Source organism: Rhizobium sp. BT03 (assembly GCF_030053155.1).
Taxonomy (GTDB): domain Bacteria; phylum Pseudomonadota; class Alphaproteobacteria; order Rhizobiales; family Rhizobiaceae; genus Rhizobium.
On the sequence record NZ_CP125640.1, the window covers coordinates 3,437,686 to 3,457,102 of the forward strand.

General features: G+C 62.8%; 16 protein-coding genes. 14 read left to right on the forward strand and 2 right to left on the reverse strand.

Annotated features, from left to right (window positions below):
• Positions 1-4: 4 nt before the first annotated feature.
• Positions 5-1,087: a tetratricopeptide repeat protein gene (locus QMO80_RS16785; RefSeq protein ID WP_283197549.1), complete on the forward strand. Its 1,083-nt coding sequence runs from the start codon at positions 5-7 to the stop codon at positions 1,085-1,087.
• Between the two features lie 34 nt (positions 1,088-1,121).
• Here QMO80_RS16785 and QMO80_RS16790 read toward each other — a convergent pair whose 3' ends face one another.
• Positions 1,122-2,870 (reverse strand): chemotaxis protein, encoded by a 1,749-nt coding sequence (locus QMO80_RS16790; protein WP_283200208.1) that lies wholly within the window; start codon positions 2,868-2,870, stop codon positions 1,122-1,124.
• Positions 2,871-3,213: 343 nt separating this feature from the next.
• Between QMO80_RS16790 and QMO80_RS16795 the strand changes: the two genes are divergently transcribed.
• The 13 genes from QMO80_RS16795 (at position 3,214) to QMO80_RS16855 (ending at position 18,164) form a co-directional block, all read left to right on the forward strand.
• A complete protein-coding gene (locus tag QMO80_RS16795; protein ID WP_283197550.1) occupies positions 3,214-3,537 on the forward strand; it encodes an STAS domain-containing protein in 324 nt (107 codons plus the stop codon).
• A gap of 4 nt (positions 3,538-3,541) precedes the next feature.
• Complete coding sequence (locus tag QMO80_RS16800; RefSeq protein ID WP_038691178.1) at positions 3,542-3,910, forward strand: response regulator; 369 nt, start codon at positions 3,542-3,544, stop codon at positions 3,908-3,910.
• The gene (locus QMO80_RS16805; RefSeq protein WP_283197551.1) at positions 3,907-5,943 is read left to right on the forward strand and encodes a chemotaxis protein CheA; all 2,037 of its coding nucleotides are present in this window, start codon (positions 3,907-3,909) and stop codon (positions 5,941-5,943) included. The genes QMO80_RS16800 and QMO80_RS16805 overlap by 4 nt, the downstream gene beginning before the upstream one ends.
• Entirely contained in the window at positions 5,940-6,452 is a 513-nt protein-coding gene (locus QMO80_RS16810) for a chemotaxis protein CheW (RefSeq protein ID WP_283197552.1), read from the forward strand. The genes QMO80_RS16805 and QMO80_RS16810 overlap by 4 nt, the downstream gene beginning before the upstream one ends.
• A gap of 31 nt (positions 6,453-6,483) precedes the next feature.
• Entirely contained in the window at positions 6,484-8,172 is a 1,689-nt protein-coding gene (locus QMO80_RS16815; protein ID WP_283197553.1) for a methyl-accepting chemotaxis protein, read from the forward strand.
• A gap of 212 nt (positions 8,173-8,384) precedes the next feature.
• A complete protein-coding gene (locus tag QMO80_RS16820) occupies positions 8,385-10,424 on the forward strand; it encodes a methyl-accepting chemotaxis protein (protein ID WP_283197554.1) in 2,040 nt (679 codons plus the stop codon).
• A 214-nt stretch (positions 10,425-10,638) separates the two neighbouring features.
• Positions 10,639-12,447: a methyl-accepting chemotaxis protein gene (locus QMO80_RS16825; protein ID WP_283197555.1), complete on the forward strand. Its 1,809-nt coding sequence runs from the start codon at positions 10,639-10,641 to the stop codon at positions 12,445-12,447.
• A gap of 2 nt (positions 12,448-12,449) precedes the next feature.
• Positions 12,450-12,926, forward strand: a complete 477-nt coding sequence (locus tag QMO80_RS16830; RefSeq protein ID WP_003590275.1) for a chemotaxis protein CheW — start codon at positions 12,450-12,452, stop codon at positions 12,924-12,926.
• A gap of 29 nt (positions 12,927-12,955) precedes the next feature.
• Positions 12,956-13,810, forward strand: a complete 855-nt coding sequence (locus QMO80_RS16835) for a protein-glutamate O-methyltransferase CheR (protein ID WP_283197556.1) — start codon at positions 12,956-12,958, stop codon at positions 13,808-13,810.
• 7 nt (positions 13,811-13,817) lie between these two features.
• The gene (locus tag QMO80_RS16840; protein ID WP_283197557.1) at positions 13,818-14,915 is read left to right on the forward strand and encodes a chemotaxis response regulator protein-glutamate methylesterase; all 1,098 of its coding nucleotides are present in this window, start codon (positions 13,818-13,820) and stop codon (positions 14,913-14,915) included.
• A 197-nt stretch (positions 14,916-15,112) separates the two neighbouring features.
• Positions 15,113-15,913 (forward strand): inositol monophosphatase family protein, encoded by an 801-nt coding sequence (locus QMO80_RS16845; protein ID WP_283197558.1) that lies wholly within the window; start codon positions 15,113-15,115, stop codon positions 15,911-15,913.
• Between the two features lie 112 nt (positions 15,914-16,025).
• Complete coding sequence (locus QMO80_RS16850) at positions 16,026-17,129, forward strand: MotA/TolQ/ExbB proton channel family protein (RefSeq protein WP_283197559.1); 1,104 nt, start codon at positions 16,026-16,028, stop codon at positions 17,127-17,129.
• A 3-nt stretch (positions 17,130-17,132) separates the two neighbouring features.
• Entirely contained in the window at positions 17,133-18,164 is a 1,032-nt protein-coding gene (locus tag QMO80_RS16855; RefSeq protein WP_283197560.1) for a peptidoglycan -binding protein, read from the forward strand.
• Here the strand turns inward: QMO80_RS16855 and QMO80_RS16860 are convergent, their stop codons facing one another.
• A complete protein-coding gene (locus QMO80_RS16860; RefSeq protein ID WP_283197561.1) occupies positions 18,165-19,415 on the reverse strand; it encodes an RNA polymerase sigma factor in 1,251 nt (416 codons plus the stop codon). It lies immediately after the preceding gene.
• Positions 19,416-19,417: the final 2 nt, after the last annotated feature.

The window sequence follows — 19,417 nt, forward strand, 5'->3', positions numbered from 1 at the left end:
GCTCATGCCGATCCCGACCGCCCGCCTGTTGAAATTTATCCTTGCCAGCATGGCCGCCCTCGTTGCGGCCGGGCCGGCTGTCGTCTCGGCGCAAGCTAGCGACAGCGTCATCAGTCAGCCGGGCTCAGCGCCGGCTTCGACCTTCCGCACCGGCCGGCCCTCCGGCCCCGATGTGCGGCCCTCCGATGGTGTCGGCGTGTTCGACCGCATGGGTGCTAAACTGCCGGACCTGCCGCCGGAGAAGGATTACAAGGGACCCATCGACGAGGCTTACGGCGCCTTCCAGCGCGGTTATTACCTGACGGCAATGGACAAGGCGCTGCCGCGCGCCCAGCTCGGCGATGCCGCGGCGCAGACGCTGATTGGCGAAATCCTCTCGCAGGGGCTCGGTGTCAAGAAGGACGCGAAGAATGCCGCCTTCTGGTACGGCAAGGCGGCCGAAGGCGGCGATGCGGCGGCAATGTTCAAATATGCGCTGATCCTGATGGAAGGCGAGGGCGTACCGCGTGACAAGGTCAAGGCCGACGACTACATGCGCAAGGCGGCCGAGGCCGGCAATCCTTCGGCGGAATTCAACTGGGCGCAGCTTCTCATCGCCGACAATCCCGGCGAGAAGGGGCTGAAGCTCGCGCTGCCGTTCTACGAGAAATCGGCCGAGCAGGGCATTGCCGATTCACAATATGCCGTGGCGCAGATCTATGCGACGCTGAAGGACCTGCCTGAGGAAAAGAAGCAGCTTGCCCGTGAATGGATGGTACGTGCGGCGCGCGCCGGTTTCGACACAGCTCAGCTCGATCTCGGCATCTGGCTCGTCAACGGCGTCGGCGGGCCGAAGGATTACGTCAAGGGCTTCGAATGGCTGAAACTTGCCGCCAATGGCGGCAACGTCGCGGCACAGAACAAGCTCGCCCATCTTTATATCAACGCCATCGGCACGGCGCCCGATCCAATCGAGGCGGCGAAATGGTACGTCCTGTCGCGCCGGGCAGGCCTCGCCGATCCGTCGCTCGAGGATTTCTATCTCGGCATCGAGGACGATCAGCAGAAAGCGGCGATCGACGCCGCCAACAAATTCCGGCGGCGATAAATTACGGCGCTGCACGTCCCGACCGGGGGCGGCTTTAAAACAGCGCGTCGGCGAAAAGATCCTCGTCGCTTTCGACTTTGGCAGGTTCGGCGGGAGCAGGGGCAGGAGCGCTGTCCTCGCTTGCCGGGATGATGTCGCGATGAATGCTGCGCTCCTGAACCATCGTATAGTGCTTGAAGATCTTGCGGTCGAGCGGCGCTATCACCTCGGTGAGATCGGAGATATCGGCGACCTCGGTGCCGGCCGCCTCATCAAGCACCTGGGCGCAGCGGGCAAAGACTTCGCCGAGATCGCGCTGGAAATCGAGCTTGCCGATCAGCAGGCCGATCTTGGCGGCGACCTCGCGGCCGTTCTCGGCAAGCACCTTCAGCTCGTTTTCCATGACGTCGGCGGCGGAGTGGATGTTGCCGACGGCTGACGTCAGGCTCTCTCCCAGGCCGCCGGCCCCGGCATCAATGGCGGGGGCGATGCGTCCGGCAGCGGCTTCGAGCACCGGCAGGCCGGTGACGATGGCATCGGCGGATTCGTCGAGCTTGCCGGCGAAAATGCGCAGCTCGGCCGTGACGACGTTGATCGACCTGCCTTCCTCGCCGAGACGGCTGCAGCGCAGGTTGGTGTTCAAAGCCATATAATGGATGTCGGTCTTAACGGCGCGGATATTGGCGATCGCTTCGGAGAGCTTGGCGGCCGTGCCGATCGTTGACTGGCTCACCTGGTCGGCCTGCCGGCTTGCCGTGTCGACCTGCTGGACGATTTCGTGGGCGGCCGAAACGCTGGATTCCAGCGCGCGCATGAAATTGCCGCCGGATTCGCCGCTTGCGCCGCTCATCTGGTCGCGCAGCTTGAGGATCTCCCGCATGTCGTGATCGAAACTGGCGATCGTGGTGACGACGTTTTCCGATTCCCGCTGGAAATTGGCGCACATGTCGCTCATCTGCGCCGCGGTCAGGTGGTGAACGACATTCTGCAGACGCTTGCGCGCGCCGGCATCGAGCTTCGCGCCCTCCTCGCCTGCAAAGAATTCCTCAAGCAGCGAAAGGGTGGCCTGCACATGCTCGATGCGCTGACGGGTGATATCGCCGATCTGCAGGGCAGACAGCGTCGAGGCGACCTTGCTCTGGACGCCGCGTGCGATTGCGCCGACCTCGCGGGCGATGACGCCGAGATGCTTGCGGTGTTCTGCGATCTTGGCGGCATCGTCGCGCAGGGCGGCGGCGACGGCCGGAACGGTATCGGCGTAACCCTTGGAGACACTGGCACCGAAGGAGGCCGCGAGTTTGACCTCCTTGTCGAGACTGTCGAGATGGGTGGCGAAACGGTTGACCTCATCGGTGCCGGAATAGATTCGTTCCAGGATCTCCTGTGCGAAGCCGGCGAATTCGGCAATGCCGGCGCCGGTGATCTTCACGGTCACGGCGAAAGTTCTGAGATAACGCATTGTCTCCTGCATGTCGGAGACGTGCTTGCGTAGTTCCCTGCCGGTCTGCGCCAGCGAGAGGAGTGCCTGCTGACGGTTTTCTTCGGTGACCGGCAGCGCCGTCAGGCTCTGAACCGTGGCTCGGAGATCGGCGCCGGTATCGCTCGACTCGCCATTGTCGAGCGCCGCGGTGACACTCTCGAGAGAATTCAACAGGCGGTTGAGAACATCCATCACCGAGAGCAGCACGGTGCCGCCTTCCAGAAAACGTTCCTCGACCCGGCTGCGAGCCGATTCCAGGGTGCGGCCGATGTCCCGGCCGGATGTGTGGGCTGCAGCGATCGGCGATACCAGAGCGTGTGCCAACATTTATACCTTTTCTTAAAACACAGGCTTATTTGACTCTATTTCTACGGGCAGGATGGAAACGTCCGGTAAACGCGCCAGACTCGTCAGCGTTGTGATTAACGAAAGATGTGGATGGGTGCCGGCCCGGATCTCATCGATGGTTAATATTGCTTAACCTGTTGCTTTTATTTTATTTGTTTCTAAATTTTGAGAAGAAAATACAACTTTTTCCGGATGAGAAATTGGGAGTCCGAGGACTCGTTATACGACAGTTTCATACAACCGCTGTTTACCCTGCATTAACGCTGCCGTGAGAGTCCTTTAAAGGTCGTCAAGTATTTCTCCGGCCGAGGGGGCTGCATTGGATACTCCTAACCAATATTGCGAATCTATAAATTTGCCTGAATCGCTCAGTATTCGCTCGGTATCCGAACTATATTCAAAGTTTACTGATGCATTTCGCGTCCACGATACAATCACAATTAGCATTCCCGAAAGTGCGGAAGCGGATCTGAGTTTCGTTCAGCTCATCGAGTCCTCGCGCCGCCAAGCAAAAGCTGAGGGGAAGACATTCAAACTTTCTAGGCCTGCAAGCGGTTCGGTCCTGAAGGTACTTGAGCGCGCAGGTTTCATCGAATCCTTCGATCAAGAAGATTCCAAGTTTTGGTTGCATAAAGAGGTATAAAGTTATGAGTGCAAACATCCTGACTGTTGACGATTCCGCCAGCATCCGCCTGACCACCAAGGTCACACTCACCAATGCCGGGTACAGCGTCACCGAGGCTGCCGACGGGGCCGAGGGCCTGGCGACGGCCAAGGGCAGCCGCTTCGATCTGATCGTGACCGATCTCAACATGCCTGTCATGGACGGGCTGACGATGATCGAGGAACTGCGGAAGCTGCCTGGGCAGGCCGGCGTTCCGATCATCTTCCTGACGACGGAGTCGGACGCCGATCTCAAGGCGCGCGCCAAGGCCGCGGGTGCGACGGGTTGGCTGACCAAGCCGTTCGATCCGGAAAATCTCGTGAAGATCGTGAAGAAGGTTCTCGGACGATGAGTACGCTCGATCCCGTTGCCGTGTTCCGCATGGAGGCTGCCGAATGCCTTGAAGCGATCGAGGCCGGTCTTCTCGACCTGACCCACCAGCTCGACAACAAGGATCTCGTCGATGCCGTGTTCCGCGGGCTCCATACGCTCAAGGGCTCCGGCGCGATGTTCGGTTTCGAGGCGCTCGCCGCCTTCACCCATCATTGTGAAACCGCTTTCGACCGCGTCCGCAAGGGCGAGGTCGCGGTGACCAGCGAACTCGTCGCCGCCGTTCTTGCCGCCCAGGACCATATGCGTGCTCTCGTCGACCAGCCGGACGCCGATCACGGCGATACCGGCCGCAAGCTTCTGGCACAGCTGCAGGCGGCCGTCGGCGGCAAGCAGGCGGCGCCTGCTGTCGCACCGGCCGCTCTCGCTGCACCTGCGGTCGTGCGGGAGGTATCGGCGAAGAAGAAAAACAGCTGGTGTATCGGCTTCAGCCTACCGGCCAATTCGATGGCCAACGGCACCAACCCGCTCGGCCTGCTGGACGAGTTGCGCGATCTCGGTGAATGCACTGTGCGCGCCAACACCTCGGCCATTCCGCCGCTCGGTGAACTCACGCCGACGGAACTCCACATTTCCTGGGACGTGATGCTGACCAGCGAGCAGGACCGCTCGGCGATCGACGACGTCTTCATCTTCGTGCTCGACGATATGGAGCTTAGCGTCGAGGAAATCGACACTGCTGCGACGACCGTAGCTCCGATCGAGGAAAAGGCCGCAGCGGCACCGGTCGCTGCGGTAGCGGCGGCCGTTCCTGAGTTTCGTCCGGTCGAGGCGGTGCCGGTCAGGCGCGAGCCGCCCGCCGCCGCCAGCCAGGCGAAGACGGCCGAGAATGTCCGCGTTCCGGCCGAGCGTCTCGACGAGCTGATGGACCGCGTCGGCGAGCTCGTCATCGCGCAATCGCGACTTAGCCAGCTGGCCAGCGCCAGCGCCGATATCGGACTGCGCTCGGTGTCGGAAGAAATCGAACGCCTCTCCGGTGAATTGCGCGATACGATGATGGTGCTGCGCATGGTGCCGGTCACCACCCTGTTCTCCCGTTTTCGCCGCCTTGTCCACGATCTCGCCCGCGAGACCGGCAAGGTGATCGAACTGGTGATGGAGGGCGAGAGCACTGAAGTCGATAAAACAGTCATTGAGCGGCTGGCCGATCCGCTGGTGCATCTGGTGCGCAATTCTATCGATCATGGCCTCGAGATGCCGGCCGACCGACTTGCCGCCGGCAAGACCGAAGCCGGCACGGTGGTCCTTTCGGCTCGCCAGGCCGGCGGCGAGGTGATTATTTCTATCAAGGACGACGGCCGCGGCATCAACCGCGAACGGGTTCGCGCCAAGGCGGAATCCTCCGGGCTTATCCACCCCGGCCAACCGCTTTCCGACTCCGAGCTGCTGCAGCTGATCTTCGCGCCCGGCTTCTCCACGGCCGCGGCGATCACCAATCTCTCCGGCCGCGGCGTCGGCATGGACGTGGTCAAGAAGACGGTCGAAGCGCTGCGCGGCGCGATCGACATCGTCAGCGTGCCGGGACAGGGTTCGGAAGTTTCGCTGCGCATCCCGCTGACGCTTGCCATCATCGACGGGCTCTTGGTGCGTGTCGGTTCCGGCCGCTACGTCATCCCGCTTTCGGCGGTCGAGGAATGCCTCGAACTGTCGCTCGAGGAGGATCTCCGCTCGCGCGGCCGCAGCTTCATCTCGCTGCGTGACAGCCTGGTGCCGTTCCTGCGCCTTCGCGACCTCTTCCGCACCGGCACCAAGCCCGACGTGCATCAGAAGGTCGTCGTCATCTCCACAGGCACGGAGCGTGTCGGCCTCGTCGTCGACCAGATCATCGGCGACCACCAGACGGTCATCAAGTCGATGTCGAAACTGCACAACGACGTCGCGACCTTTTCGGGCGCCACCATTCTCGGCGACGGTAGCGTCGCCCTCATTCTCGACGTCGGGCACCTGGTTGCCGCGGGTCAGCAGCAGGAGGCGCAATTGCGGGTAGCAGGATGAGTACAAAAGCAGCAACAGTCGAACGATTCGACAACCATTGGAGCCATGCCGAGGAAGTCGAGGTGCTGACCTTCGATCTCAACGGCGAGACTTTCGCCCTGGAAGCGGTCATCGTCCAGGAAATCCTGGACCTGCTTCCGGAGACCGCGGTGCCGGGAAGCCAGCCTTTCGTCGCCAGCGTCATCAACTTCCGCGGCAAGGTCATTCCGCTGGCCGACCTGCGTCTTGCCTTCGGGATGGAGGCGGCGGAGGCGACGATCGACAGCCGCTTCATCGTCATCGAGATCGATCTACAGGGCGAGCGGACGCTCGTTGGCCTCAGAACCGACAAGGTGAACGAGGTGACGACGCTTGCAAAATCCGCGAGCGAGGCGCCGCCGAGCGTCGGCATGCGCTGGCGCGCCGACTACATCAACTGCCTGGTGAAGAGGGGCGGAGAGTTCATCATTCTCCCCAATCTACAGGCAATTTTTTCATCCAGGCACAAGGCGGCGGGAGCCGTCACCTGACGCTGGACGAATTCAAAATGGGGGTTTGACGATGCGACTGACAATCAAGACGAAACTGGTAACGGCGTTCACCTTCATCATTCTGATGCTGGTGGGCACCGCCGCCTACGGTGTCCTCAGCCTTGGATCGCTGAACGACACGATCGATAAGCTTCTCTCCGGCCCGGCAGCCCGCCTCGATCTCGCGCAGCAGATCAACATTGCCCAGCTCGAGGCCATCCGCCAGCAGAAGAACCTGCTCACCGCCCGGACCGCGGATGAGACGGCCAGTTCGATCGCAAAGGGCAATCAGGCCCGCAAGGACTTCGCCGATGCCTTCGGCCAGGTGCTGGCGCTGGCAACGGAAGAGGGCAAGGCACGCTGGGCGCGCATCGCCGAGCTTTCCAAGACCTTCAATGCCGCCGACGATCAGATCCGCGACTATGTGAAGGCCGGCAATGCCGAAGGCGCGAATACCGTCTCCGTCACCACGGCGCGGGCCGCTGCCAACGACATCGACGCAACGCTCAGCGAAATCCTGACCCTCGAAAAGCAGCGCATGAAGGCTGCCGACGACGGCGCCGAAGCGCAGTATATGACGACACGCACGACGATGGTTGCGGTCGCCGCCGCAGCCCTGCTGATTGCCGCCGTCACCGCCTTCTGGATCGCCAGCTCGATCAGCAAGGGCCTCAACCGCGCCAACAATGTGGTGCGCGAAGTGTCGGAAGGCGATCTGACGAAGATGGCCGATATCACCAGCCATGATGAAATCGGCGAGCTTCTGGGCAACGTCAACACGATGATCGAACGCCTGCGCGGTGTCGTCGCCGACGCCCTATCGGCCGCCGACAACGTCTCTTCCGGCAGCCAGCAGCTTTCGGCAAGTTCGGAGCAGGTGTCGCAGGGCGCCACAGAACAGGCCGCTTCGGCCGAAGAGGCTTCCGCCTCGATGGAGCAAATGGCCGCCAACATCAAGCAGAATGCCGACAATGCCGCGCAGACGGAAAAGATCGCCCGCCAGTCGGCCAAAGACGCGGAGATGAGCGGTGAAGCGGTGACGCGCGCCGTCGACGCCATGCGCACGATCGCCCAGAAGATCAGCATCGTCCAGGAAATCGCCCGCCAGACCGACCTCCTGGCGCTCAACGCCGCCGTCGAAGCTGCGCGCGCCGGCGAGCACGGCAAGGGATTTGCGGTCGTCGCCTCGGAAGTGCGCAAGCTTGCCGAACGCAGCCAGTCGGCCGCCGCCGAAATCAGCTCGATGTCGAGTGATACGGTCAAGGCTGCAGCCGATGCGGGCGACATGCTCGGCCGGCTGGTGCCCGATATCCGCAAGACGGCCGAACTGGTTTCGGAAATCAGTGCGGCCTGCCGAGAACAGGATATTGGCGCTTCGCAGATCAATGAGGCGATCCAGCAGCTCGACAAGGTGACGCAGCAAAATGCCGGCGCCTCCGAGCAGATGTCGGCGACTTCGGAAGAACTCGCGAGCCAGGCCGAAGAACTGCAGGCCTCGATCGCCTTCTTCAAGGTCGATACGGCAGGGGCGCGGCGTGAGCTTGCGCCGGCTGCAAAACTCGCCGCCCGCAGCCGGGGACAGGCTGCACCGCGCAAGCCGGCCGGCAGGGCGCCGATCAATACGGTTGCCGGTCAGCAGGCTCGCGCGAAGGGATTTGCCCTCGATATGTCGATGGGTGGGCCTGATACGGCCGATGACGAATTTAGGGAAAGCGCCTAGCTTCCCCTTGGGGGAGTGCGTAGCCCTCCCCGGTCATAGCCGTCGCGGGCCGGCCAATACGGCCCGCGGAATATACTTTCGGCGCCGGCGAATGCCGGTACGGGAGCCCTGATTTATCCGCGGCATGTTTCGCCCGACGGAATTTCTTCGCTGCATGATGCTGCGCCCCCCAGACCATATTTATTGCTTCGCTCTCAGAGAGGAATATTGAGATGCGTATTACGATCAAACTCAAACTCGCAGCCGCATTCGGCTTCGTCATACTGTTGCTGGTGGGCAGCGCGGTTTATGGAATCCTCAGCCTCGGCTCGCTGAACGATGCTGTCGGCAATCTCGTCGCGGGGCCTGCAAAAAGGCTGGAACTGGCTCTGGAAGCGAAGACTGCTGAGCTCAATGCCGTTCGCTGGCAGAAGAACGCGCTTCTGGAAATGGATCCTGAAGTGGCCAGGAAGGATTATCAGAACGCGGCGAAGAGCATGGAAGAAATGCTCGCCTTCGCGGCCGGCGGCCAGCAACTCGCCACTCCTGAGGGCAAGCCCACCTGGGACAGGCTGGTGGAGCTCGCCAAACGCTTTACCAACGATTCCAACAAAGTCGCTTCCATTCAGGAAGGCGGCGACCGGGCAGGTGCTGCCGCGCTTTCGGCGGGAGAGGTTCGCGCCCTCGTCATGGAACTGGAAGATGTCTTCGAAACGCTGGTCACGCTTCAGCAGAAGGCGATGGCGCAAGCCGACGGCGACACAGACGTTCTTTATAGTTCGACGAGGAACATGCTGATCGCCATTGCTATCGGCGCATCCCTTATCGCTTTCGGCGCAGCACTGTGGATCGCGCTCGGCGTCAACGGCGGCCTGCGCAAGATCATGAACGTTGCCAGCGCCGTCGCGGTCGGCGACCTGAACCAGAAGGTCGAGATCAGGAGCAACGACGAGATCAAGGACCTGGTCGATACGATCAATGTCATGACGAACAATCTCCGCAATACCGCGGAGATCGCAAACGAGATTTCGAACGGTGATCTCAGCGTCACGCCGAAGCCGCTTTCCGACAAGGATACGCTCGGCATGGCCATGCTCGGCATGGTCAACAACCTGCGGGCCACTGCCAATGTCGCCAACCAGATCGCTGAAGGTGACCTTTCCATCGATATCAAGCCGCTTTCGGCCAGCGACACGCTCGGCATCGCGATGCAGAGCATGGTTGCCAATCTTCGCATCACCGCCGACATCGCAACGCAGATCGCAAATGGCGACCTGATGGTGTCTCCGAAGCCGCTTTCAGCCAAGGACACGCTCGGCATTGCGCTCGAGCAGATGGTCGAGCGTCTGCGTGGCGTCGTCGCCGATGCGATCTCTGCCGCTGAGAACGTCTCCGCCGGCAGCCAGGAACTTTCGGCAAGCTCCGAGCAGGTATCGCAGGGCGCCAGCGAACAGGCGGCTTCGGCCGAAGAGGCTTCCGCCTCGATGGAGGAGATGGCTGCCAACATCAAGCAGAATGCCGACAATGCCGCCCAGACGGAAAAGATCGCCCGCCAGTCGGCCAAGGATGCCGAGGCGAGCGGGAGCGCGGTTGCCCGGGCTGTCGACGCCATGCGCACCATTGCCCAGAAGATCGGCATCGTCCAGGAGATCGCCCGCCAGACCGACCTCTTGGCGCTCAACGCCGCCGTCGAAGCCGCACGTGCCGGTGAACACGGCAAGGGCTTTGCAGTCGTCGCCTCGGAGGTGCGCAAGCTTGCAGAACGCAGCCAGTCGGCCGCGGCCGAAATCAGCGCCATGTCGAGCGATACGGTAACGGTCGCCCAGGACGCCGGCGACATGCTCGGCCGGCTGGTGCCCGATATCCGCAAGACGTCGGAACTCATTGCCGAGATCAGCGCCGCCTGCCGCGAGCAGGATATCGGCGCCTCGCAGATCAACGAAGCGATCCAGCAGCTCGACAAGGTGACGCAGCAGAATGCCGGCGCTTCCGAGCAGATGTCGGCAACCTCCGAGGAACTTGCCTCGCAGGCTGAGGAACTGCAGACGTCGATCGCCTTCTTCAAGGTCGATAGGGCAGGGGCAGGCCGCGAGCGTGCGCCGGCTGCAAAGGTCACCGCCCGCGGCCGGGCACAGGCAGCACCGCGCAAACCGGCCGGCAAGGCACTGATCAATACGATCGCCGGTCAGCAGGCCCGCCTGAAGGGCTTTGCCCTCGACATGTCGATGGGCGGTCCGGACATGGCCGATGACGAATTTAGGGAGAGCGCGTAGGCGCTCTCGGGGAAAGCGCAGGAGCGCTATCCCTCTTCGCAACGGTCGTGGGCCAGCCAGTATGGCCCATGACGCAGGCTTTCGGCGCTTGGGGAAGCGACACGGAAGTTTATTCGTGCCTTCCGTCGGTTTCGCCGGATGGAATTTCTTTGCTGCATGATGCCGCGCCACTTGGACCATATTTATTGCTTCGATCTCGGAGAGGAATATTGAGATGCGTATTACGATCAAACTCAAACTCGCGGCTGCATTCGGCTTTGTCATATTATTGCTGGTGGGCAGCGCGATGTATGGGATCTTCAGCCTCAGCTCGCTGAACGATGCCGTCAGCGAACTTATTTCCGGTCCTGCAAAAAGGCTGGAACTGGCTCTGGAAGCGAAAACTGCCGAGCTCGATGCCGTTCGCTGGCAGAAGAATGCGCTTCTGGAAATGGATCCCGAAGCGGTCAAGAAGTACTATCTGAATTCGGCGAGAAGCGTGGATGAGATGCTCGCCCTCGCGACAAACGGCCAACAGCTCGCCACCGCCGAGGCAAAACCCACCTGGGACCGGCTGATTGAACTGGGCAAACGTTTCGGTGAAGAGTCCGCCAAAGTCGCCTCCATGCAGGAGAGCGGCGACAGGGCAGGCGCCACCTCATTTTCGTTGAGAGAGGTTGTCGCGCTGGTTGCGGAAATAGAAGAGGTTTTCGAGACGCTCGTCACGCTTCAGCAGAAGGCCATGTCGAAAGCCGATGGGGACACCGACGCTCTTTATAGTTCGACGAGGAACATGCTGGTGGGCATCGCGATCGGGGCTTCCCTCGTTGCGTTCGCCGCCGCGCTCTGGATCGCCCTCGGCGTCAACAGCGGCCTACGCAAGATCATGAACGTTGCCAGCGCTGTCGCGATCGGCGACCTGAACCAGAAGGTCGAAATCAGGACCAACGACGAGATCAAGGACCTGGTCAACACGATCAATGTCATGACGGATAACCTTCGCGTCACCGCCGGTATTGCCAGGCAGATTGCCGACGGCGACCTGACGGTCTCCCCGAAACCGCTTTCAGCCAAGGACACGCTCGGCATTGCGCTCGAGCAGATGGTCGAGCGTCTGCGTGGCGTCGTCGCCGATGCGATCTCTGCCGCTGAGAACGTCTCCGCCGGCAGCCAGGAACTTTCGGCAAGCTCCGAGCAGGTATCGCAGGGCGCCAGCGAACAGGCGGCTTCGGCCGAAGAGGCTTCCGCCTCGATGGAGGAGATGGCTGCCAACATCAAGCAGAATGCCGACAATGCCGCCCAGACGGAAAAGATCGCCCGCCAGTCGGCCAAGGATGCCGAGATGAGCGGCGAAGCGGTGTCGCGCGCCGTGCAGGCGATGCGGACCATCGCCGAGAAGATCAGCATCGTCCAGGAGATCGCCCGCCAGACCGACCTCTTGGCGCTCAACGCCGCCGTCGAAGCCGCACGTGCCGGTGAACACGGCAAGGGCTTTGCGGTCGTCGCCTCGGAAGTGCGCAAGCTTGCCGAACGCAGCCAGTCAGCGGCCGCCGAAATCGGCTCGATGTCGAGCGATACGGTCAAGGCCGCTCAGGACGCCGGCGACATGCTCGGCCGGCTGGTGCCCGATATCCGCAAGACGGCCGAGCTGGTTTCGGAAATCAGTGCGGCCTGCCGCGAACAGGATATCGGTGCCGGCCAGATCAACGAAGCGATCCAGCAGCTCGATCGGGTGACGCAGCAGAATGCCGGCGCCTCCGAGCAGATGTCTGCGACCTCGGAAGAGCTCGCGAGCCAGGCGGAAGAGCTGCAGACGTCGATCGCCTTCTTCAAGGTCGATACGGCAGGCGATCGCCAATTCCGCATGCCAGCCGCCAGGGTAACGGTCCGCAGCGCGGCGCCGGTCGCCGGCCGCAGCCTCGGCGGCAGGAAGCTCGCCGCCAACAGCGTCGCCGGCCAACAGGCTCGGGCAAAGGGCTTCGCTCTCGATCTCTCCATGGGCGGTCCCGATGATGGGGACGCCGAATTCAAGGAAAGCGCCTGATCATGGCTCCAACATCTCTGGAAGCGCAATTCGTGACCTTCAGCCTCGGCGAGGAGATTTTCGCCGTGCCGGTCGAGGTCGTCCGGGAAATCCTCGACTATGCGGAAGCTTTCAAGATTCCGAACGGTCCCGACTATCTGCTCGGCCTGCGCGATGTGCGCGGGCAGGGCGTGCCGACGATCGATCTTCGATTGAAGCTCGGCATGACGAAGACCGAGCCGACGCCGCATACGCGGGTGCTCGTCCTCGACGTGCCGATGGAAAGCCGGCTCCTGACCCTTGGTCTCGTCGCCGACCGCGTCTTCGAGGTCACGCCGTTTCGGCGTGACCAGATCGAGGCGGCGCCCGATATCGGCGTGCGCTGGCGCTCGGACTATATTGCCGGCGTCGTTCGCCGTGAAAACGGTTTTGTCGTCATCATCGATCTCGCGCGGCTCTTGTCGCGCGAGGACGCCTCTGCACTGCAATCGGCGGCCTGACCGCCGCGTCATTCGGAGTACTGCGTTTTATGAGTATGGCAGCAGCGGAAACCCAATTGCAGGGCGACCGGATCAGCAAGCGCAATTTCGAGCGGCTTGCCCGGTTCATCTACGACTATAGCGGCATCAAGATGCCGCCGACCAAGCTGACGATGCTCGAGGGGCGGCTGAGGCGCCGTCTTCGGGCAACCAACCATGCGACCTTCGACGATTATTGCGACTTCCTGTTCAATCAAGACGGTCTTGCCCGGGAAACCGTCTACCTGATCGACGTGGTGACAACCAACAAGACCGACTTCTTCCGCGAAGCCAAGCATTTCGACTATATGCAGAGCGTGGCATTGCCGGCGATCGCCGACGGCGGCGTTCGCACCATTCGCACCTGGAGTTCGGCCTGCTCGACGGGAGCCGAACCCTATACGATGGCGATGGTGCTGGCGGAATTCACCGAAGGCCGCAACGACGTGTCCTACAGCGTGCTGGCAACCGATCTTTCCACCGACGTGCTGCAGACCGCGCGCCGGGGCATCTATCCGGAAGATCTCATCGCGCCGGTGCCGCGCGATCTGCAGCGCAAATATGTGCTGACGGCCAAGCAGCCGGACCGGCGGGAGGTGCGCATTACGCCGAAGCTGCGCAGCAGGATCGGCTTTGCCCGCATGAACCTGATGGACGAGAAATATCCGATCGGCGAGCCGATGCATGTCATCTTCTGCCGCAATGTGCTGATCTACTTCGACAAGCCGACCCAGGCCGGCGTGCTCAACCGCCTTTGCGATTGCCTGTCGAAGGGCGGCTACATGTTCATCGGCCATTCCGAATCGATCACCGGCTTCGACCTGCCTTTGAAGCAGGTCTCGAATACGGTGTTTCAGCGCATTTAGAGGCTTCATGGCTAAGAAAATCCGCGTTCTCATCATCGACGATTCCGCCAGCATCCGTCAGACACTGACGCATGTGCTGGAGCAGGATCCCGATATCGAGATCATGGCGGTGGCGTCCGACCCCTTCGTGGCGGCGCGCAAGCTGCTGGAGGAAACCCCCGACGTCATCACGCTCGACGTCGAGATGCCGCGCATGGACGGCATCACCTTCCTGCGCAAGCTGATGGCGCAACGGCCCATCCCCGTCGTGATGTGCTCGTCGCTGACGGAAGCGGGTTCGCAAACGCTGATCCAGGCGCTGGAGGCCGGCGCCGTCGACGTCATTCTGAAATCGAAGATCGGGGCCGCCGACGGCCTCGCCGAAGATGCCATGCGTATCCGCGAAATCGTCAAGAGCGCCTCGCATGCACGGCTTACCACCGTGCGGCGCGCCGCCGGCACCATTCGCTCGGCTTCGGCCGACGGGCCGGCCAAGAAGCTGACGGCGGATGCGATGCTGCCGCCGCCGACCGGGCAGGCAATGGCGAAGACCACCGAGATGGTCGTTTGCGTCGGCGCCTCCACCGGCGGCACGGAGGCGCTGCGTGAATTTCTGGAGGAATTGCCGGCCAATGCGCCCGGCATGGTGATCGTCCAGCATATGCCGGAGAGATTCACCGACGCCTTTGCCAAGCGGCTGAACGGGCTCTGCGAGGTCGAGGTCAAGGAGGCCGTCGACGGCGATCCCGTGCTGCGCGGCCATGTGCTGATCGCGCCAGGCGACAAGCACATGCTGCTCGAACGCCAGGGTGCGCGCTATTATGTGAGCGTGAAAACCGGGCCGCTGGTGTCGCGGCACCGGCCTTCCGTCGACGTGCTCTTTCGTTCGGCGGCGCGCTCGGCCGGCTCGAACGCCATGGGCATCATCATGACCGGCATGGGTGACGATGGTGCGCGCGGCATGCTGGAAATGCATCAGGCCGGCGCCTATACGGTGGCGCAGGACGAGGCGAGTTCGGTTGTTTTCGGCATGCCGAAGGAGGCGATCGCCAAGGGCGGCGTCGACCGTATCCTGCCGCTCGATCAGATCGCCCGCGAAGTGATGATGACGCAGCAGAAGTTCTGAGACTGTTTGCCCGATAGTCCGGTATCGATCCCGGTTTCCGGCAGAGGATGGCAGCCATGCGCGGCGGCCCTTGAAATTTCCCTGATTTTGTGGTCTTGAGGCCGCCAATCTTTGCAGCGCTGCCTGTCATGCATGTTCAGGGACATTTCCCGCCCCTGGCAGCGCGCGTCCCGTATCAGTCCCAAGGAAATGCGCCGATGGCCCGTTCAGCTCTTCTCAATGTCATGGTTCAGGCTGCCCTCAAGGCAGGAAAATCGCTGGGACGTGATTTCGGCGAAGTGCAGAATCTGCAGGTTTCCGTCAAGGGACCGGGCGATTTCGTTTCCACGGCCGACCGAAAGGCTGAAAAGATCGTCCGGGAAGAGCTGCTCAAGGCGCGCCCCACCTATGGCTTCCTCGGCGAGGAAAGCGAAGAGATCAAGGGCACGGACGGCGCGCATCGCTGGATCGTCGACCCGCTCGACGGCACGACGAACTTCCTGCATGGCATCCCGGCCTTCGCCGTCTCGATCGCGCTCGAGCGTAACGGCGAGATCGTCGCCGCAGTCATCTTCAATCCGGCGACCGACGAACTCTATACCGCCGAGCGCGGCGGCGGCGCCTTCCTCAACGACCGGCGCCTGCGCGTCGCCGCGCGCCGCGTACTCTCGGATTGTGTCATCGGCTGCGGTGTACCGGCGCTCGGCAAGCGCAATCATGGCAAGTTTCTGGTCGAGCTTCGCCACGTGATGGGCGAAGTCGCGGGTATTCGCCGCTTGGGATCGCCGACGCTCGATCTCGCCTATGTCGCCGCCGGGCGTTTCGATGGTTTCTGGGAAGCCGAGCTTGCGCCGTGGGACATGGCAGCCGGCATTCTGCTCATCCGCGAAGCCGGCGGGTTCGCCACCGATTGGGATGGTGGGACGGCGATTCTGGAAAGCGGCGCGATCGTCGCAGGCAACGAAGCCATCCACAAGGCGCTGATCGAAGTCGTCAAGCGGCCGATCCCCGCCAAGTAAGCGAAGGAAAATCCGGCTGTTGTAAAGTCACGGTTTTCGCCTCGGCATACTTCAATTCGGCACAATGTTGCTCTAGTCTCCGCCAGCAATGACTCCGGAGGCAGCGGACCCTATGGAAAATGTGAATGTGGCGGAGATCGGCTCCACCGAAAAGACGGCCGGCGGTTATGCCTACAGGCTTTCGAGCCCCATGCCCTTCCTCTGGACGATGCTGCTTTTCCTCGTCATCGTCGGCTTTATCGCCGCCATCCTCTTCCGGCAGACGCAGACCGCCTTCATGCACAATCCGGGCCTCAACGGTCTGATCGTCGGCGTTCTCGCAGTCGGAATCATTCTTGTTTTCAACCATGTGCTGGCGCTTCGCCCCGAAGTGCGCTGGTTCAACTCGTTCCGCGCCGCCGGCAGCGCCGACAAGGTCAACCGCAATCCGCGGCTGCTCGCACCGATGCGGGCTCTGATCGGCAGCCGCAAGTCCTCGGTGGCGCTGTCGACGACGGCGTTGCGCTCGATTCTCGATTCGATCGCCACCCGCCTCGACGAATCGCGGGATGTCTCGCGCTACCTGATCGGCCTCCTGGTTTTCCTCGGCCTGCTCGGCACCTTCTGGGGCCTGATCGGCACGATCGGTTCGATCAGCATGGTCATCCAGTCGCTCGATGCCGGCTCGAACGGCACGGGGGACGTGCTCTCGGCGCTGAAGGAAGGGCTTTCCACGCCGCTTTCGGGCATGGGCCAGGCCTTCTCATCCTCGCTGCTCGGCCTTTCCGGTTCGCTCATTCTCGGCTTCCTCGATCTTCAGGCCGGCCGCGCGCAGAACCGTTTTTACATGGAGCTGGAAAACTGGCTGTCCTCGGTCACCGATGTCGGTTCCGACCTGGCGCCGGCCCTCGACGCTGTTTCCGGCGCTTCCTCCGACGATATGCGCGCGCTCTCCGATTATCTGCGCAAGGTCTCCGAGGAAGGAGGCGCCGGCAGCCAGCGCTCCGTCGCCGCCATGGCGAGCCTTGCCGAAGGCATTCAGGGCCTGGTCAAGAACATGCGCAACGAGCAGCAGATGCTGCGCGACTGGATCGAGGCGCAGCAGGACGAGGCCAAGGCGGTGCGCCGCACGCTAGACCGGCTGGCCGAACGCATCGGCATGCAGGAGCGCACGGGCGAGCGGAGCGAGCGCGTGCGCGACCGCGCCAGCCACGCAGAAAAGAGCGAGGGCAAGTAAGCCATGGCTCTTGCCCGCAACCGGCGCCGCGAACGCAGCGTGGATTATTGGCCGGGCTTCGTCGATGCGCTGTCGACGCTGCTCATCTCGATCATGTTCGTGCTGACGGTTTTCGTCGTCGGGCAATTCATCCTCAGCCGCGAAATAACAGGACGCGATGAGGTGCTCAGTCGCCTCAACAGCCAGATCAACGAGCTGACGCAGCTTCTTGCGCTCGAAAAGGGCAGCAATCAGGACCTCCAGGATTCGGTCGCCAATCTGCAGGCCTCGCTTGCCAGTGCCGAGGGCGATCGCTCGCGGCTGCAGGCGCTGCTGAATGCCGGGTCGGGCGGCCAGGACGCGGCGCAGAAGCGGATCGGCGCGATGACACAGGAGCTTGACGAGCAGAAACAGGTCAGCGAGCGGGCGCTGAGCCAGGTCGAGCTGCTGAACCAGCAGATCGCAGCGCTTCGCAGCCAGATCGCCGCCGTCGAAGCGGCGCTTCAGGCTTCGGAGGAGAAAGACCGGGTCTCGCAGACCAAGATCGCCGATCTCGGCAGCCGCCTCAACGTTGCGCTCGCCGCGCGCGTGCAGGAGCTGAACCGCTACCGCTCCGACTTCTTCGGCCGCCTGCGCGAGATCCTTTCGGACCGCGAGAATATCCGCATCGTCGGCGACCGTTTCGTCTTCCAATCGGAAGTGCTGTTTCCCTCGGGCAGCGCCGATCTCAACCCGGAGGGGCAGACCGAGATGGGCAAACTCGCCGCCGCCCTTCTCGATCTCGCCAAGGAAATTCCGCCGGAGATCAACTGGGTGCTGCGTGTCGACGGCCATACCGATAATGTGCCGCTTGCCGGGACGGGCCGCTATCGCGACAATTGGGAGCTCTCCTCGGCACGTGCGATTTCGGTCGTCAAGTTCCTGATCGGCCAGGGCGTGCCGGCCGACCGGCTCGTTGCCGCCGGCTTCGGCGAGTTCCAGCCGATCGCGCCCGGCGAAACGCCGGATGCGCGGGCCACCAACCGTCGCATCGAGCTGAAGCTGACCGAGAAATAATCAGCCCGGCGTGGCTTGCCGCGCCTCTTTCAGCCGGTCGGCGAGAAAATCGCGCACGGCGGGGCTGTCGCTGAGGCCGATCGCCGTCATGTAGGCGTCGACTGCTGCGGCATCGTCACCGGCTCGTGCCAGAAGAAAGGCGCGCACGGCCCAATAGGGCTGATAGGCCGCAACCTCGCGCGGATCGAGCCTGTCGAGCCGCTCCAGGCCGGCGGCAGCGCTCAAGGCCCTGCCGAGTACCGCAGCCTGGGCGACATGTGCGCCGAGCGTGGGTTTTATCGTCACCAGCGCCGCGTAGAGTGTCGTCAGCGCCTGCCAGTCGGTCGCTCCCGAAAGCCGGCGCGCCGCATGCACGGACTGGATCGCAGCCTGGCACTGAAAGGGACCGAAGCGATCGAAACCTCCGGCCTTGCGCAGCAGCGCATCCGCCTCGGCGATCATCATCGCGTTCCAAGCCGCCGTATTCTGTTCGTCCAGCGGCACATAGCGGCCGTCACAGTCGCGCCGGGCGTTGCGGCGGGCCTCGCAGTGAAGCATCAGCGACAGCAGGCCGATCGCTTCCGGTTCGTCCGGCAGCACCGCCAGCAGCGCGCGGCCGAGCCAGATCGCCTCGCCGGCAAGCGAATGGCGTTCCTCCTCGCCGTCGAGACCGTCCCATCCGAGCCCATAGGCGGCGTAGATCGCCGAAAGCACGGCGGCGAGCCGCTCCGGCAGAGCGGGACGAGGCGGGACGGCGAAGGGAATGCCGGCATCGCGGATCTTCGCCTTGGCCCGCACCAGCCGCTGGCTCATCGCTTCAGGCGAAACGACGAAGGCCCGTGCGATGGTTCTCGCCTCGATGCCGAGAACGGTCTGCAGCATCAGCGCCGTATGTACGGAGCTGTCGATGGCGGGATGGGTACAGGCAAACAGCAGCTTCAGCCGCTCATCGGGAAAGACGGCGTTGCCGGCCGCGTTCATGCGTTCCTCCGCTTCCTCGAAGGCCACCATTATCGTCGTCTGCGCATTGGTCTCGACGGTGCGGCGGCGGGCGGCCTGCATGAGGTTGCGGCGTGCGGCCACCAGCAGCCAGGCTTCCGGGTTGCCGGGAACGCCGCGCTCCGGCCAGATGCGAAGGGCCGAAGCCAGCGCTTCCGACAATGCGTCCTCCGCCGCCGGCACGTCACGCGAGCGAGCGGCGAGGAAGGCGATCAGCTTGCCGTAGGACCGACGCGCCACCTTTTCGGCGGCGCGTCCGGCATCGGGCGGCATTG

What these genes read in the sequence shown, in the direction of transcription:
- QMO80_RS16810 (WP_283197552.1), top strand. Translation starts at nt 5,940, where the DNA reads ATGAGTACAAAAGCAGCAACAGTCGAACGATTCGACAACCATTGGAGC.
- QMO80_RS16820 (WP_283197554.1), top strand. Translation starts at nt 8,385, where the DNA reads ATGCGTATTACGATCAAACTCAAACTCGCAGCCGCATTCGGCTTCGTC.
- QMO80_RS16845 (WP_283197558.1), top strand. Translation starts at nt 15,113, where the DNA reads ATGGCCCGTTCAGCTCTTCTCAATGTCATGGTTCAGGCTGCCCTCAAG.
- QMO80_RS16800 (WP_038691178.1), top strand. Translation starts at nt 3,542, where the DNA reads ATGAGTGCAAACATCCTGACTGTTGACGATTCCGCCAGCATCCGCCTG.
- QMO80_RS16850 (WP_283197559.1), top strand. Translation starts at nt 16,026, where the DNA reads ATGGAAAATGTGAATGTGGCGGAGATCGGCTCCACCGAAAAGACGGCC.
- QMO80_RS16825 (WP_283197555.1), top strand. Translation starts at nt 10,639, where the DNA reads ATGCGTATTACGATCAAACTCAAACTCGCGGCTGCATTCGGCTTTGTC.
- QMO80_RS16860 (WP_283197561.1), bottom strand. Translation starts at nt 19,415, where the DNA reads ATGCCGCCCGATGCCGGACGCGCCGCCGAAAAGGTGGCGCGTCGGTCC.
- QMO80_RS16840 (WP_283197557.1), top strand. Translation starts at nt 13,818, where the DNA reads ATGGCTAAGAAAATCCGCGTTCTCATCATCGACGATTCCGCCAGCATC.
- QMO80_RS16805 (WP_283197551.1), top strand. Translation starts at nt 3,907, where the DNA reads ATGAGTACGCTCGATCCCGTTGCCGTGTTCCGCATGGAGGCTGCCGAA.
- QMO80_RS16830 (WP_003590275.1), top strand. Translation starts at nt 12,450, where the DNA reads ATGGCTCCAACATCTCTGGAAGCGCAATTCGTGACCTTCAGCCTCGGC.
- QMO80_RS16855 (WP_283197560.1), top strand. Translation starts at nt 17,133, where the DNA reads ATGGCTCTTGCCCGCAACCGGCGCCGCGAACGCAGCGTGGATTATTGG.
- QMO80_RS16835 (WP_283197556.1), top strand. Translation starts at nt 12,956, where the DNA reads ATGAGTATGGCAGCAGCGGAAACCCAATTGCAGGGCGACCGGATCAGC.
- QMO80_RS16785 (WP_283197549.1), top strand. Translation starts at nt 5, where the DNA reads ATGCCGATCCCGACCGCCCGCCTGTTGAAATTTATCCTTGCCAGCATG.
- QMO80_RS16815 (WP_283197553.1), top strand. Translation starts at nt 6,484, where the DNA reads ATGCGACTGACAATCAAGACGAAACTGGTAACGGCGTTCACCTTCATC.